The sequence below is a fragment of the Burkholderia sp. THE68 genome (genome assembly GCF_009938265.1).
Lineage (GTDB): Bacteria > Pseudomonadota > Gammaproteobacteria > Burkholderiales > Burkholderiaceae > Caballeronia.
The window spans coordinates 230,063-244,743 of the sequence record NZ_AP022315.1 but is presented as its reverse complement, the minus strand read 5'-3'; the positions used below and the strand labels follow the sequence as shown (position 1 = coordinate 244,743).

General features: G+C 62.7%; 15 protein-coding genes and 1 tRNA gene. 14 read left to right on the top strand and 2 right to left on the bottom strand.

The annotated features are described in order from the left end of the window. Nucleotides 1–16: 16 nt before the first annotated feature. The 8 genes from lptA (at nucleotide 17) to BTHE68_RS01200 (ending at nucleotide 7,373) form a co-directional block, all read left to right on the top strand. Nucleotides 17–703, top strand: a complete 687-nt coding sequence (lptA, locus tag BTHE68_RS01235; protein ID WP_162064792.1) for a lipopolysaccharide transport periplasmic protein LptA — start codon at nucleotides 17–19, stop codon at nucleotides 701–703. 11 nt (nucleotides 704–714) lie between these two features. Then, nucleotides 715–1,482: an LPS export ABC transporter ATP-binding protein gene (gene lptB, locus BTHE68_RS01230; RefSeq protein WP_174257975.1), complete on the top strand. Its 768-nt coding sequence runs from the start codon at nucleotides 715–717 to the stop codon at nucleotides 1,480–1,482. A gap of 152 nt (nucleotides 1,483–1,634) precedes the next feature. Continuing rightward, on the top strand, nucleotides 1,635–3,152 hold the full coding sequence (locus tag BTHE68_RS01225) for an RNA polymerase factor sigma-54 (protein WP_162064790.1): 1,518 nt from the start codon (nucleotides 1,635–1,637) through the stop codon (nucleotides 3,150–3,152). 184 nt (nucleotides 3,153–3,336) lie between these two features. Beyond that, nucleotides 3,337–3,696: a ribosome hibernation-promoting factor, HPF/YfiA family gene (gene hpf / locus BTHE68_RS01220; protein ID WP_162064789.1), complete on the top strand. Its 360-nt coding sequence runs from the start codon at nucleotides 3,337–3,339 to the stop codon at nucleotides 3,694–3,696. Between the two features lie 382 nt (nucleotides 3,697–4,078). Beyond that, complete coding sequence (ptsN, locus tag BTHE68_RS01215) at nucleotides 4,079–4,570, top strand: PTS IIA-like nitrogen regulatory protein PtsN (protein WP_353622641.1); 492 nt, start codon at nucleotides 4,079–4,081, stop codon at nucleotides 4,568–4,570. A 187-nt stretch (nucleotides 4,571–4,757) separates the two neighbouring features. Further along, on the top strand, nucleotides 4,758–5,726 hold the full coding sequence (gene hprK / locus BTHE68_RS01210; RefSeq protein WP_061172712.1) for an HPr(Ser) kinase/phosphatase: 969 nt from the start codon (nucleotides 4,758–4,760) through the stop codon (nucleotides 5,724–5,726). A gap of 82 nt (nucleotides 5,727–5,808) precedes the next feature. Then, a complete protein-coding gene (gene rapZ / locus BTHE68_RS01205; protein WP_162064787.1) occupies nucleotides 5,809–6,681 on the top strand; it encodes an RNase adapter RapZ in 873 nt (290 codons plus the stop codon). Between the two features lie 59 nt (nucleotides 6,682–6,740). Next, nucleotides 6,741–7,373 (top strand): LON peptidase substrate-binding domain-containing protein, encoded by a 633-nt coding sequence (locus BTHE68_RS01200; protein WP_061172710.1) that lies wholly within the window; start codon nucleotides 6,741–6,743, stop codon nucleotides 7,371–7,373. On the opposite strand, the gene mutY is transcribed toward BTHE68_RS01200, so the two are convergent. Next, on the bottom strand, nucleotides 7,370–8,434 hold the full coding sequence (gene mutY, locus BTHE68_RS01195; protein WP_162064786.1) for an A/G-specific adenine glycosylase: 1,065 nt from the start codon (nucleotides 8,432–8,434) through the stop codon (nucleotides 7,370–7,372). The two genes, BTHE68_RS01200 and mutY, sit on opposite strands and share 4 nt — an antisense overlap. Nucleotides 8,435–8,440: 6 nt before the next feature. Beyond that, nucleotides 8,441–9,271 carry a bifunctional DNA-formamidopyrimidine glycosylase/DNA-(apurinic or apyrimidinic site) lyase gene (gene mutM, locus BTHE68_RS01190; protein ID WP_162064785.1) on the bottom strand — a complete coding sequence of 277 codons (831 nt, stop codon included), beginning with the start codon at nucleotides 9,269–9,271 and terminating at the stop codon, nucleotides 8,441–8,443. Between the two features lie 85 nt (nucleotides 9,272–9,356). Between mutM and BTHE68_RS01185 the strand changes: the two genes are divergently transcribed. The 6 genes from BTHE68_RS01185 (at nucleotide 9,357) to BTHE68_RS01160 (ending at nucleotide 14,648) form a co-directional block, all read left to right on the top strand. Then, on the top strand, nucleotides 9,357–11,216 hold the full coding sequence (locus BTHE68_RS01185; protein ID WP_162064784.1) for a tetratricopeptide repeat protein: 1,860 nt from the start codon (nucleotides 9,357–9,359) through the stop codon (nucleotides 11,214–11,216). Further along, nucleotides 11,216–11,842 (top strand): lipoprotein insertase outer membrane protein LolB, encoded by a 627-nt coding sequence (gene lolB, locus BTHE68_RS01180; protein ID WP_162064783.1) that lies wholly within the window; start codon nucleotides 11,216–11,218, stop codon nucleotides 11,840–11,842. Before BTHE68_RS01185 ends, lolB begins: the two co-directional genes overlap by 1 nt. A gap of 19 nt (nucleotides 11,843–11,861) precedes the next feature. Further along, entirely contained in the window at nucleotides 11,862–12,743 is an 882-nt protein-coding gene (ispE, locus tag BTHE68_RS01175; protein WP_162064782.1) for a 4-(cytidine 5'-diphospho)-2-C-methyl-D-erythritol kinase, read from the top strand. A gap of 53 nt (nucleotides 12,744–12,796) precedes the next feature. Continuing rightward, nucleotides 12,797–12,873 (top strand) — tRNA-Gln (locus BTHE68_RS01170). A gap of 50 nt (nucleotides 12,874–12,923) precedes the next feature. Beyond that, the gene (locus tag BTHE68_RS01165; protein ID WP_162064781.1) at nucleotides 12,924–13,877 is read left to right on the top strand and encodes a ribose-phosphate pyrophosphokinase; all 954 of its coding nucleotides are present in this window, start codon (nucleotides 12,924–12,926) and stop codon (nucleotides 13,875–13,877) included. A 153-nt stretch (nucleotides 13,878–14,030) separates the two neighbouring features. Next, complete coding sequence (locus BTHE68_RS01160) at nucleotides 14,031–14,648, top strand: 50S ribosomal protein L25/general stress protein Ctc (protein ID WP_061172703.1); 618 nt, start codon at nucleotides 14,031–14,033, stop codon at nucleotides 14,646–14,648. Nucleotides 14,649–14,681: the final 33 nt, after the last annotated feature.

The window sequence follows — 14,681 nt, the reverse complement described above, 5'->3', positions numbered from 1 at the left end:
TCCGAATTGTGACTGCATGAACGAAAGGTTCCCTCGTCCCGATGGCGGCCATGCGCGCGCAACGCTCGCGCGCCGCGCCACGCACGCCGTGCGGGCCGGGCTCGCTGCCGCCCTGACTGTCGGGCTCGCGCTGGCCGCGCTGCCGGCGCACGCCGAGAAGGCAGACCGCGACAAACCGCTCAACATCGAAGCGGACAACATGTCCTACGACGATCTCGGCCAGAAGAACGTCTTCACCGGCCACGTGGTCGCGACCAAGGGCACGATCGTCATCAAGGCGGATCGCGTGGAAGTCACGCAGGATCCGCAGGGCTATCAGTACGCGACCGGCACGTCGACGGGCAATAACCTCTCGTATTTCCGCCAGAAGCGTGACGGCCTGGACGAGTACATCGACGGCAACGCGGTGCGCATCGACTACGACGGCAAGAACGACTTCACCAAGCTCACGACGCGCGCCGTCGTGCGCCGCCTGCAGGGCCTGACGAAAGTGCAGGACGAAGTGCACGGCAGCGTGATCACGTACGACGGCCAGAAGGACTTCTATACGGCAACCGCCGGCAAGGACCAGGCTAGTCCCGGCAATCCGAGCGGCCGGGTGCGCGCGATGCTCGCGCCGCGCTCGGGCGGCGCCGCGCCGCTGAACGGGTCGCCTGCCACGCTTGCTCCGTCGAACACCATTCAAGGAAACCCGCAGCAGTGAATGCGCCCGCCATGCCCCACCGCAAGCCGGAAGGCGAGTCGAGTTCGCTCGTCGTCCGCAATCTGAAGAAGCGTTACGGGTCGCGCACCGTGGTAAAGGACGTCTCGCTCGATGTGAAGAGCGGCGAGGTGGTCGGCCTGCTCGGCCCGAACGGCGCGGGCAAGACCACGTCGTTCTATATGATCGTCGGCCTCGTGCCGCTCGACGCCGGCGAGATCGACCTCGACGGCAATTCGATCAGCCTCCTGCCCATCCATCAGCGCGCGCATCTCGGCCTGTCGTATCTGCCGCAGGAAGCCTCGGTGTTTCGCAAGCTCACCGTCGAGCAGAACATCCGCGCGGTGCTGGAACTGCAAACGGATGAATCCGGCAAGCGCCTGTCCAAAGACGCCATAACCAAGCGCGCGGAAGCCTTGCTCGACGAACTGCAGATTGCGCACTTGCGCGAGAACCCGGCGTTGTCGCTGTCGGGCGGCGAGCGCCGTCGTGTCGAGATCGCGCGCGCGCTCGCGACCAACCCGAGCTTCATTCTGCTCGACGAACCGTTCGCGGGCGTCGACCCGATCGCGGTGCTGGAAATCCAGAAGATCGTGAAGTTTCTGAAGCAGCGCAACATCGGCGTGCTGATCACCGACCACAACGTACGCGAAACGCTCGGCATCTGCGATCACGCGTACATCATCAGCGACGGCTCCGTGCTCGCGGCGGGCGCGCCGAGCGAGATCATCGAGAACGAAAGCGTGCGCCGCGTCTATCTCGGCGAACATTTCCGCATGTGAGTGCGGCCGGATGACACGCGGAATTAGTGCGCCGCATCAAGCCGAAGCAGCAAATCTTACGTGCCGCCCTTCCCGGGCGGCACGCGCTTTTTTGGAATCGCCGCGAGGTTTCGCGCGCGTGGCAAACTCTCTACAATGAATAAAACTTTGCCATGAAAGCCAGCCTCCAACTCCGCCTCTCGCAGCATCTTGCGCTGACCCCGCAACTTCAGCAGTCGATCCGGCTGCTGCAGTTGTCGACGCTCGAACTGCAGCAGGAAGTCGCGATGGCCATCGCCCAGAATCCGCTGCTCGAGAACGAGGACGACTGGATCGCGAGTCCGCTGCGCGTTGCCGCGGACGGATCGCTGATCGCATCGCCGGCGACGCAGAACGCGCCGTCCGAGTCGATGATGAGCAATGGCTCGTCGTCGAGCACGTCCAGTTCCGAACGTTCGGAAAGCAGCGAACCACAGGGCGTCGACGAATACAACGGCATGGGTTCGGACAGCGGCCAGGATTCGAGTTCATGGAATCTCGAAGACTACGGCCGCTCGAACAACGCCTCCGACGACGACGATCTCCCGCCGCTGCAAATCCACGAATCGACCACGACGCTGCGCGACCATCTGACGGCGCAGTTGCGCATGACCGCGGCGAATCAGCGCGATCGCGCGCTCGTCACGTTTCTGATCGAATCGCTAGACGAAGACGGTTATCTGACTTCATCGCTCGATGAGGTTCAGATGGATCTGCCCGAGGAACTCGAAGTCGATCTCGACGAACTCAGCGCAGCGCTTGCGTTGCTGCAAAGTTTCGATCCGCCCGGTGTGGGCGGGCGCTCGGCATCGGAATGTCTGAAGCTGCAGTTGCTTCGGCTCGACGGCTCGGCCACGCGCACGCTCGCGCTCGAGATCGTCACGAACCATCTGGAACTGCTCGCCGCGCGTGACTTCACGCGGCTGCGCAAACAACTGAAGGCCGGCGACGACGCCCTGCGCGACGCGCATGTTCTGATCAAGTCGCTGGAGCCGTTTCCGGGCGCCGCGTACGGCAAGAGCGAAGCGGACTACGTGGTGCCGGACATTCTCGTGCGCAAGAGCGCGAGCGGCTGGACGGCGGAGCTGAATCCGGAGATCGTGCCGAAGCTGCGGATCAACCATCTGTACGCGAATATCCTGCGCAACAATCGTGGAGACCCTGGCAGCGGTTCACTGCGTCAGCAGCTTCAGGAAGCGCGCTGGCTCATCAAGAACATTCAGCAGCGGTTCGAGACGATCCTGCGTGTCGCGCAGGCCATTGTGGAGCGTCAAAAGAACTTCTTTGCACATGGTGAAATCGCCATGCGGCCCTTGGTTTTGCGGGAGATTGCTGATACGCTGGGATTACACGAATCGACGGTTTCTCGTGTGACGACAGGGAAGTACATGCTCACCCCATTCGGGACGCTTGAATTTAAGTACTTCTTTGGATCGCACGTTTCGACCGACACGGGAGGCGCGGCATCGTCCACGGCGATCCGGGCCCTCATCAAGCAACTGATAGGAGCGGAAGACCCCAAAACTCCTCTTTCAGACAGCCGCATCGCCGAACTGCTGGCGGAACAAGGATTCGTGGTCGCGCGGCGCACCGTCGCCAAGTACCGCGAAGCCCTCAAGATCCCGGCAGTGAATCTGCGCAAGTCTCTATGACCCGTCTCTGTAGTCCATCGCGTGTTGCGATGGGCGTTTCCCGGCCGCATCGCGAGAGCGCGGACGTGCCGGCCGATGCATCCCGTTTTTCAGTCGCGCCGGGATGACGCGCTGACGGAATGCTCAGCCGACCGGTATCGGACGAGCCGACGTGACCTCACGGCCATTAGCTTGGAGAGCAACTATGAATCTGAAGATCAGTGGACACCACCTCGAATTGACGCCTGCGTTGCGCGAGTACGTGATCACGAAACTGGACAGGGTGCTCCGTCATTTCGATCAAGTGATCGACGGCAACGTTGTCCTCTCGGTCGACAATCATAGGGAAAAGGAAAAGAGGCAGAAGGCAGAAATCAACCTGCACCTAAAGGGTAAGGACATTTTTATCGAGAGTTGTGACGCTGATATGTACGCGGCGATCGACCTGATGGTCGACAAGCTCGACCGGCAGGTCATCAAGCACAAGGGCAAGATCCAGGGTCATGCCCACGAGTCGGTGAAGTATCGCGGCGAACCGCAGGAAGTGGAAGCGCCGTCGCAGTGAATATGCACTGCGCGCGAGCGCGCCGCCCGATCGCCGGATGATCGCGAAGCCCGCCGCCACAGGCCGGCGGGCACGATTCGAGGAAATGCTCAAATATCCGAAACCGATCGAACTCGCGCTCGCATCGAACCGAAGCCGCCCCGACTGGCGGCTTTTTTGTTGGATTTTCGCCGTAAGGAGGCACAAGCCATTGATTTTCAGGGCTTTGTCCTGCAAATTGGATTGCAGATCGGTGCAATGGCGCGGCGCACCATAGGGCTCTGCCCTGTTCTATAATGGTCCGGTAATTTTTTTGGATCGCCGTCGGGAACGCTGCTTGGGAACGCCGCCAGCGCACTTTTGGTTTCACCATCGCCGTGAGCGCTTTCAGACAGCGGCCACGATGAGGAGCTATCAGGCCACGCATCAGCCTGCCAACATGAATCGTTTAGCCAAATTTCTTCCCATCGAGAACGTCGTTCTCGGACTGTCCGTTACCAGCAAGAAGCGTGTATTCGAGCAAGCGGGCCTGATCTTCGAGAACCAGAACGGCATCGCCCGCAGCATCGTCACCGACAATCTCTTCGCTCGTGAGCGCCTCGGCTCGACTGGCCTCGGCGAAGGCGTCGCGATTCCGCACGGCCGCATCAAGGGGCTGAAGCAACCGCTCGCCGCCTTCGTGCGCCTCGCCGAACCGGTCGCGTTCGAATCGCCCGACGGCCAGCCGGTCTCGCTGCTGATCTTCCTGCTCGTGCCCGAGCAGGCGACGCAACAGCATCTGGAAATTCTCTCGGAGATCGCGCAACTGCTCTCCGACAGCGACGCGCGCGAGCGTCTGCACAAGGAAGAAAATCGTGACGCGCTTTATCAAGTGCTCACGCAATGGCAACCGTGACAAGTACGCGAGCATAGCGAATCGCGTCTGTAGCCCGCCCCACGCCGCTCTCGCGCCACGGGGCGCCTCGCTTACGCGAAGCTTCTAGGGCACAATCGGTCAAACGCAGCGCCATGCGGCGTATCGAAGCGACCCGCTTCGTCGTTCCGCGAAGGCTGCTCCCGGCTTCCAACGGAGTTCCGGCCTCATGGATACGTCCAGCATCAACGCCCAAAGCATTTTCGACGACAACGCCGCCACTCTGAAGCTCAGCTGGCTCACCGGGCACGAGGGCTGGGAACGCGGATTCTCGAGTGAGACGGTCGCCAACGCGACATCGAGCGCGGACCTCGTCGGCCACTTGAACCTGATTCACCCGAACCGTATCCAGGTTCTCGGCGACGCCGAGATCAACTACTACCAGCGCCAGTCCGACGAAGACCGCTCGCGCCACATGGCCGAACTGATCGCGCTCGAGCCGCCGTTTCTCGTGGTCGCGGGCGAAGTCGGCGCGCCGCCGGAACTCGTCCTGCGCTGCACGCGCTCGTCGACGCCGCTTTTCACCACGCGCATGTCGGCGGCGGCGGTGATCGACAGCCTGCGCGCGTACATGTCGCGCATCCTCGCGCCGCGCGCGACGCTGCACGGCGTGTTCATCGACATTCTCGGCATGGGCGTGCTGCTCACCGGCGATTCCGGTCTCGGCAAAAGCGAACTCGGGCTCGAACTCATCAGCCGCGGACATGGCCTCGTGGCCGATGACGCCGTCGATTTCGTGCGCCTCGGCCCCGACTTCGTGGAAGGCCGCTGCCCGCCGCTCCTGCAGAATCTGCTCGAAGTGCGCGGCCTAGGGCTACTCGACATCAAGACGATCTTCGGTGAAACCGCCGTGCGCCGGAAGATGAAGCTCAAGCTGATCGTGCAACTCGTGCGCCGTCCGGACGGCGAATTCCAGCGCCTGCCGCTGGAAAGCCAGACTGTCGACGTGCTCGGCCTGCCCATCAGCAAGGTGACGATTCAGGTGGCGGCCGGCCGCAACCTCGCCGTGCTGGTCGAGGCCGCCGTGCGCAACACGATTCTGCAGCTGCGCGGCATCGACACCCTGCGCGATTTCATGGATCGTCAGCGCCTTGCGATGCAGGACCCCGACAGCCAGTTTCCCGGCAAACTGATCTGATCGCGCGATGCACCGCGTCGCGCGTGCCGGATCGAATCGGGCGCAGGTGCTAAGCTAAGAGAAAGCGAATCCCTCGAGACCCATGCGTATCATCCTGATCACCGGCATCTCCGGTTCCGGCAAGTCCGTCGCGCTGAACGCCCTGGAAGACGGCGGTTACTACTGCGTCGACAACCTGCCGCCGCGTTTTCTGCCCGAACTCGCCGCCTATCTCGCGAAGGAAGGCCAGACGCGCCTCGCCGTCGCGATCGACGCGCGCTCGAGCCTCTCGCTCGATGAAGTACCGGCCATCATCCGTCAGCTATCGAGCGATTACGACCTGCGCGTGCTGTTTCTCAACGCGAGCACGCAATCGCTGATTCAACGCTTCTCCGAGACGCGCCGGCGGCATCCGCTGTCCGGCCCGCCGATGCGCGAAGCCGATGTCGGCGTGCTGAACTCGCTCGCCGAAGCGATCGAGCGTGAGCGTGAACTGGTCGCGGGTCTCGCCGAGTACGGCCATCAGATCGACACGAGCAACCTGCGCGCGAACGTGCTGCGGGCATGGGTCAAGCGCTTCGTCGAAACCGAAGCCGCCGATCTCACGCTGATGTTCGAGTCGTTCGGTTTCAAGCGCGGCGTGCCGCTCGACGCCGATCTCGTGTTCGACGTGCGCACGCTGCCGAACCCCTACTACGACCGCGAGCTGCGCCCGTTCACGGGCCTCGACCAGCCGATCATCGATTTCCTCACCGCGCAGCCGCTGGTCGGCGAGATGATCGACGATATCGGCGCGTTCGTCGGCAAATGGCTGCCGCGCTTTCGCGACGACAACCGCAGCTATCTCACCGTTGCGATCGGCTGCACGGGCGGCCAGCATCGTTCGGTGTTCATCGCGGAGGCGCTCGCCGCGCGCTTTTGCGAGACGGCAAACGTGATCGTGCGGCATCGTGACGCGCCCATCCCGGCTGGGTGACAGCGCGCCTCACACGCGAACCCGATCGCCACGCTGGCGGTCCACCCTGGAGGGGCGCGATGTCTTCGAATCCCGTTCTGGCTGACTTGCCGCTGTTTCCGCTTCACACCGTGCTGTTTCCCGGCGGCTTGCTGCCGCTCAAGATTTTCGAGGCGCGCTATCTGGATATGGCGCGCGAGTGTCTGCGCGAGAAAACGCCCTTCGGCGTGTGTTTGCTGAAGAGCGGGCACGAGGTCGCGTCACCGGGCGATCCGTCGGTGCCGGAAAGCATCGGCTGCCTCGCCGAGATTTCGGAATGCGATGTCGATACTTTCGGCCTGCTGCTCGTTCAGGCGCGCGGCACCGCGCGCTTCAGGCTGACGGACCATCGCGTGGAGCCGAGCAACCTGCTAGTCGGCACAGCCCAGCTGCTGGGCGATGACGAACCGCTGCAGGGCGCCGAAACGCTCGCGAAATTCGGCGCGTGCGCGGAAGTGCTGGAGCGTATCGTCGACACGATCAAGGAGCGCGAGCCGCAGAACCTTCCGTTCGTCGAACCGTTTCTATACGACGATCCCACCTGGGTATCCAATCGCCTCGCAGAAATCCTGCCGATCCCGATGCGCGCCCGCCAGAAACTCATGGAATTGATGGACGCCGGCGCGCGCATCGACGTGGTGCATCACTACATGCAGCACCATCAGTTGCTTTAGATCAACGAGCCGGACAGCGCGTCGAGCAGTTTGCGCACCGGTGCGGGCACGCCGTATGAATCGATCCGCGCGAGCGGCGCCCAGACCGTTTCCGTGTCCATCAACTCGCGCGGCGTTTCGCGCGCTTCGCCGAGCCGCGGCTCGATATCCAGCTTGAAGTGCGTGAACGCGTGCGACAAGGGCGCGAGACGCTGAAGCGGGTGACGGCTCGCGCCGAGATTGTGCGCGACCTCCGTCAGCGCGGCCTCGTCCGCCGCTTCGGGCAGGCTCCAGAGTCCGCCCCAGATGCCGATCGATGGCCGCTTCTGCAGCAGGATCGAATCGCCGTCCTTCAGGATCAGCATCCACGTCTTGCGCGTCGGCACGGCTTTCTTTGGGCGCGCGGCAGGCAACTCTCGCTGTCGTCCTTCCACCTTCGCCACGCAATCCGATGCGAACGGACAGCGCGCGCAATCCGGCTTGCCGCGCACGCAGAGCGTCGCGCCGAGATCCATCAGGCCCTGCGTGTACGCGGTCACTTCGTCCTTGTTCGCGGCGTCCGGCAAGAGCGATTCCGCGAGCGCCCACATCGCGTTCTCGACGCGCTTCTCGCCCGGAAATCCCTCGATGCCGAACACGCGCGCGAGCACGCGTTTCACGTTGCCGTCGAGGATCGTCGCGCGCGCGCCGAACGCAAACGATGCGATCGCCGCCGCCGTCGAGCGTCCGATGCCAGGCAGCATCGCGAGCGCATCGACCGTCTGCGGAAACGCGCCGCCATGTTCGTGCGCGACCACCTGCGCGCAGCGATGCAGATTGCGCGCGCGCGAGTAGTAGCCGAGCCCGGCCCAGAGCGCCATGACGTCGTCGATGGGCGCATCGGCGAGCATGGTCACTGTCGGAAAGCGTTCGAGGAATCGCGCGTAGTACGGAAGGACGGTCTTGACCTGCGTCTGCTGCAGCATGATCTCCGACAGCCAGATGCGGTACGCGTCGCGCGTGTTCTGCCACGGCAGGTCGTGCCGGCCGTGAATGCGTTGCCACGCGATGAGGCGCGACGAAAAATCGGTGAGAGCGAGCATCGGAAATTAGCGTTGGCAGCGCGGGCAAAAGTACGTGGAGCGCTGTCCCTGGACGATTTGTCTGATCGCGGTGCCGCACACGTGGCACGGCAGGCCCGCGCGATCATAGACGAAATAGTCGAGCTGGAAGTAGCCCGACTCGCCATTGCTGCCGACGAAATCGCGCAGCGTGCTGCCGCCCTTGTCGATGGCGGCGGCGAGTGTCACGCGCACCGCATCCGCGAGCAGATCGTAGCGCACGAGCGAGATGCGACCGGCCGCGGTCGTCGGCCGGATGCCCGCGCGAAAGAGGCTCTCCGATGCGTAGATGTTCCCCACGCCCACGACGATATCGCCCGCCAGCAGCGCCTGCTTCACCGACACCTTGCGCCCGCGCGTCTCGCGAAACAGCAGCGTGCCGGAAAACTCCGGCGAGAACGGCTCGACGCCCAGACTCGCGAGCAGCGGATGATCGAGCACGTCGCCGTCCGCGCGCGGATGCCAGAGGATCGCACCGAAGCGGCGCGGATCGCGAAAGCGCAGGATGAAGTCGTCGAACACGATATCGACATGATCGTGTTTCGCCGCCTCGGGCGGCTTCGGCACGTGACGCAGCACGCGCAATGTGCCCGTCATGCCGAGATGGACGATCAGCCACCCTTCCACCGTCTCGAACAGCAGATACTTGCCGCGCCGCTCGACCCGCTCGATCTTCAGATGATCGAGCGTCTTCGGAAGATGCGGCGGGATCGGCCAGCGCAGCGCCGGCGTGCGTACATCGACGTGCTCGACACGCCGTCCGGCGACATAGGGTTCGATTCCCCGGCGGGTTACTTCGACTTCCGGCAATTCGGGCATTTTTCTGGAGAGAGACTTGCTGGGACGGTTGTGCCGGTATTTTAGCGACCGCGTTACAATCGACCGAAACATCGTCTGGATTTCCATGAACTCGTTCGTCATGAAGCTGTTTGCGAAGCGTCACGCCGGCCTGGCGCATTCGTTCGCCGTGCCCATGTCGCGAATCGCCGGCGCCGTCGCGCTCGCGATGGCCGCGCTCGCATTTGCGCCCGCACACGCGCAGGCGCCGAACGCGTCGCCCGTTCCAAGCGAAGACGATCAGTCCGATGCGCAAAGCGCGGCCGATCTGCTGACCGCACCGGTGAGCGGTGCTGAATCGCAGGACTTGCCGAACGTGGCGATGTCCAGTCAGATCGTGTTCCAGGTGCTGGCGGCCGAAGTCGCGCTGCAACGCGGCCAGCCTGCTCCCGCTTACCAGACCTATCTTTCGCTCGCCCGCGACACGCACGATCCGCGTTTCGCGCAGCGTGCGACCGAAATCGCGATCGCGGCGCAAAGCCCTAACGATGCACTTACGTCGGCGCAGCTCTGGCAGCAGTTCGCCCCGCATTCGGAGCGCGCGGCGCAATTGAGCGCATCGCTGTTGATCGTCAGCGGAAAGCCTGACGACGCGAAGCCCACGCTCGAGCGCGAACTCGCGAAGGTGTCGCCCGAACAGCGCGGCGAGGCCATTCTTTCCTTGCAGTCGCTGCTCGCGCGCGGACCGAATCGCGTCGGCGGGCTGAACGTGCTCAAGGATCTGACGAAAAACGATCAGGACCGGCCCGAAGTGCAGCTCGCGCTCGCGCGCCAGCAATTGATCGCAGACGATCAGCCGGGCGCGAAGGCATCGCTCGAAAAAGCGCTGCAACTCAAGCCGGATTATCTGCCCGCCGCGCTCACGCTCGCGCGCATGGGCCCGGAGGAGCGCAAGGAAGGCATCGCTTCGTTCGAGAAGTATCTCGACAAGAATCCGAAATCGCATGATGCACGGCTCGCGCTTGCGCAGTTGTATCTGTCGTCCGACAGGCTCGACGACGCGCAGAAGCAGTTCGAGATCATGCGCAAGAACGACCCGAAAGACCTGACACCGTTGATGGCGCTCGCGCTCATCAACATTCAGAAGAAACAGTTCGACAAGGCGCAGGATTTTCTGAATCTCTACGCGAAGACGGCGGAAAGCACGCCGGGCGCGGACCCGGGCCAGGCGTACATCTATCTCGCGCAACTGGCGCTGGAGCAGAAGAACGAGGCTGCCGCGAGCCAGTGGCTCGACAAGATTCCGCGCACGAGCCAGCAGTATCTGCCCGCGCAGATCACGCGCGCGCAACTGCTCGCGAAGCAGGGCAAGGTGGACGACGCACGTGCGCTGCTCGGCGGCCTGCAAAGTTCCGATCCGCGCGATCTCGCGCTGCTCGCGCGCACCGACTCCGCAATTCTGTTCGAGGCGCATCGCTACAAGGAAGCGGAAGCGAATCTCGCGAAAGCGGTCGCCGCGTTCCCCGACGATCCCGATCTCATCTACGACTACGCGATGGCCGCCGAAAAGAACGGTCATTACGACGTGATGGAAGCGCAATTGCGCACGCTGATGCGCACGCAGCCGAACAACCCGCAGGCGTACAACGCGCTCGGCTACTCGCTCGTCGACCGCAACCAGCGGCTCGACGAAGCGGTGAAGCTGATCGAAAAAGCGGTTTCGCTCGCGCCCAACGACGCGTTCATCATGGACAGCCTCGGCTGGGCGCGTTTCCGTCAGGGCAATTCGGCCGAAGCGGAGAAGATTCTCAAGAACGCATACAACCTTCAGCCGAATGCCGAAATAGGCGCGCATCTGGGCGAGGTGCAGTGGAAGTCCGGTCAGCAGGATCAGGCGCGCGACACGTGGCGGCAGGCGCAAAAGCTCGAACCGGACAACGACACGCTCGTCAAAACGCTAAAACGACTCCAGGTAAACGATCTTTGATGGCATTCGAATTCTTTGCCGGCGCAGCGCTTCGACGCGGCGCGCTCGGCGTCGCGGCCGCCGCCGCGCTGGTGATGTCGGGTTGCGCGGTGCAGCCGCGCGTCCCCACTACAACGAACGCAACCACTTCGCTCGCGACGCAGACGAGCCGCGCGTATCACGGACGCTTCGCCGTGCAGTACAACGACCAGAACGGCGTGCAGCGCAACGCGTACGGCAACTTCGAGTGGCAGGAGACAGGCGACACCGTCACGCTGCAACTGCGCAATCCGCTCGGCCAGACGATGGCGATCGTCACGTCGTCGCCGTCGCTTGCCACGCTCGAACTTCCCAACCGCCAGCCAGTGAGCGCCGACAACGTCTCCCTGCTGATGCAGAACACGCTCGGCTTCGCGCTGCCCGTCGAAGGCCTGCGCTATTGGCTGCAGCCGTCGGCCGCGCCCAGTTCTCGCGCGCAGACGACGCTCGATCCCGAATCGAACAATGGCCGCCCGAAGGAAATCAAGCAGGACGGATGGACGATCGATTACCTCGCCTACGCCGACGCGCCCGCGACCGGGGTGAAGCGCGTGAATCTGATGCGCAACGAACCGCCGCTCGACATCAAGCTGGTGCTCGATCAATAACCTTGCAGTTGCATCACGCATGTTCTCATCGACCGATTCGCTCCGTGACTGCCTCGCGCCCGCGAAGCTGAACCTTTTCCTGCACATCACGGGCCGCCGCCCGGATGGGTATCACTCGCTGCAGACCGTCTTCCAGTTGCTCGACTGGGGCGACCGGCTGCACTTCACGCGCCGCGACGACGGCATCGTCACGCGCAAGACGGACGTGCCGGGCGTGCCCGAAGCCGACGATCTCATCGTGCGCGCGGCGCGCCTGCTTCGGCAGCACACGGGCACGTCGTTCGGCGTGGAAATCGAGATCGACAAGCGTCTGCCGATGGGCGCGGGCCTCGGCGGAGGCAGTTCTGACGCGGCGACAACACTTTTGGCGTTAAATCGTCTATGGGGTGTTGATCTTTCGCGTGAGATTCTGCAGAATCTCGGCCTGCAACTCGGCGCGGACGTGCCGTTTTTTGTCTTCGGGCAAAATGCGTTCGCAGAGGGTGTAGGTGAGGCGCTCCAGGCAGTCGATCTGCCAAAGCGCTTCTTCCTGGTCGTCACACCTAATGTTCACGTTCCGACCGCGGCGATTTTTTCGGAAAAAGCCTTGACAAGGGATACGAAAGTCGCCAAAATGATGGACTTTCTTGCAGCGCAAAGGTCAGACACTAACTGGCCGGACAGCTTCGGTCGAAATGACATGCAGGCTGTAGTTGCAGAAAAGTACGCGGAAGTTGCACAGGTGCTCGAGTGGTTTGTCAATCTCGCACCGGCGCGAATGACCGGATCTGGAGCAAGCGTGTTCGCCGCTTTCGCCAGCCGAGCCGAAGCAGAAATGGCGCAAGCCAAACTGCCGGCAAGCTGGAAAAGCGTAGTGACGGCAAGTCTGGATTCTCATCCTCTCTTCGCTTTCGCGTCATAGGTTTTGTTTCGTCGGGTATGTCCTACACTTCCCGGCGAGACTCAGAGTTGTGTAGGGGAGTCGCCAAGTTGGTCAAGGCACCGGATTTTGATTCCGGCATGCGAGGGTTCGAGTCCTTCCTCCCCTGCCATTCCTTTTCTCGCGTTTTTCCTCTCGCCTCCAGCCGCAGACAGGTGCACGATGAGCAGTGACGGCCTGATGGTTTTTACTGGCAACGCAAATCCCGCGCTTGCACAGGAAGTCGTCAAAATCCTTGGAATTCCTCTCGGCAAAGCAATGGTCAGCCGCTTCTCAGACGGCGAGATCATGGTCGAGATTCAGGAAAACGTTCGGGGTAAAGACGTATTCGTTCTGCAGTCCACCTGCGCTCCGACGAACGACAATCTGATGGAACTGATGATCATGGTCGATGCGCTCAAGCGCGCATCCGCAGGCCGGATCACCGCAGCCATCCCCTACTTCGGCTATGCACGCCAGGACCGCCGTCCGCGTTCCGCGCGAGTGGCCATCTCGGCGAAGGTCGTCGCGAACATGCTGGAAATTGCCGGCGTCGATCGCGTGATCACCATGGACCTGCACGCCGACCAGATTCAAGGCTTCTTCGACATCCCCGTCGACAACATCTACGCCACCCCCGTTCTGCTCGGCGATCTGCGCAAGCAGAACCATGACCATCTGCTGGTCGTGTCGCCGGACGTCGGCGGCGTGGTGCGCGCGCGTGCGCTCGCCAAGCAGTTGAACACCGACCTCGCGATCATCGACAAGCGCCGTCCGAAGGCGAATGTCGCCGAGGTGATGAACATCATCGGTGAAGTGGAAGGACGCACCTGCGTGATCATGGACGACATGGTCGATACCGCCGGCACGCTGTGCAAAGCCGCGCAAGTGCTGAAGGACCGCGGCGCGAAGCAGGTCTTCGCGTATGCGACGCACCCGGTGCTCTCGGGTGGCGCGGGAGAGCGCATCGCGGCGTCGCAGTTGGACGAGCTCGTCGTCACGGACACGATTCCGCTGTCGGCCGAATCGCTCGCATGCTCGAAGATCCGTCTGCTGTCGAGCGCGGGTCTGCTCGCGGAGACGTTCTCCCGAATCCGGCGCGGCGACTCGGTGATGTCGCTGTTCGCCGAAGGTTAAACAGAATTGGCGAAAAGACGCGAAGCACACGCTTCGCGTCTTTTTGCATGATCGATGCGAACGTACGAAGGTTCGCGTCGCTTGTTGTGGGATCACATATTTTCGATGATCCCGGTTTCCCTGCCTGGTCGCGGGCAGATATAGGAGTCAGATATGAAAGTCGTCGCTTTCGAGCGTAGCAAGCAAGGTACGGGTGCGAGCCGCCGCCTGCGCAACTCGGGTAAGACCCCGGGTATCGTGTACGGTGGTGAAACGGACGTTCAACTGGTCGAACTGGACCACAACGCCCTGTGGCACGCCCTGAAGAAAGAAGTTTTCCACTCGTCGATCCTCGATCTGGAACTGGCCGGCAAGTCGCAACAGGTTCTGCTGCGCGACGTGCAATACCATCCGTTCAAGCAGCTCGTGCTGCACGTGGACTTCCAGCGCGTCGACGCGAAGAAGAAGCTGCACACCAAGGTGCCGCTGCACTTCATGAACCAGGAAACCAACCCGGCCGTGAAGCTGGCGGGCGCGGTGATCTCGCACGTCGTGACGGAACTGGAAGTGGAATGCCTGCCGGCAGACCTGCCTGAGTTCCTGGAAATCGATCTGGCGAAGATCGAAGCCGGCCAGACGATGCACGCTAAGGACATCCCGCTGCCGAAGGGCGTGAGCCTGACGGTGTCCGTCGAGGCAGAAAACCCGGTCGTGGCTTCGGCTACGGTTCCGGCTGCTGTCGTGTCGGAAGGGGCTGGCGAAGCTGAAGGCGAAAAGCCGGCAGCCGAGTAAGCACGCGGAACACCGCTATCCTCTCGATCCGTT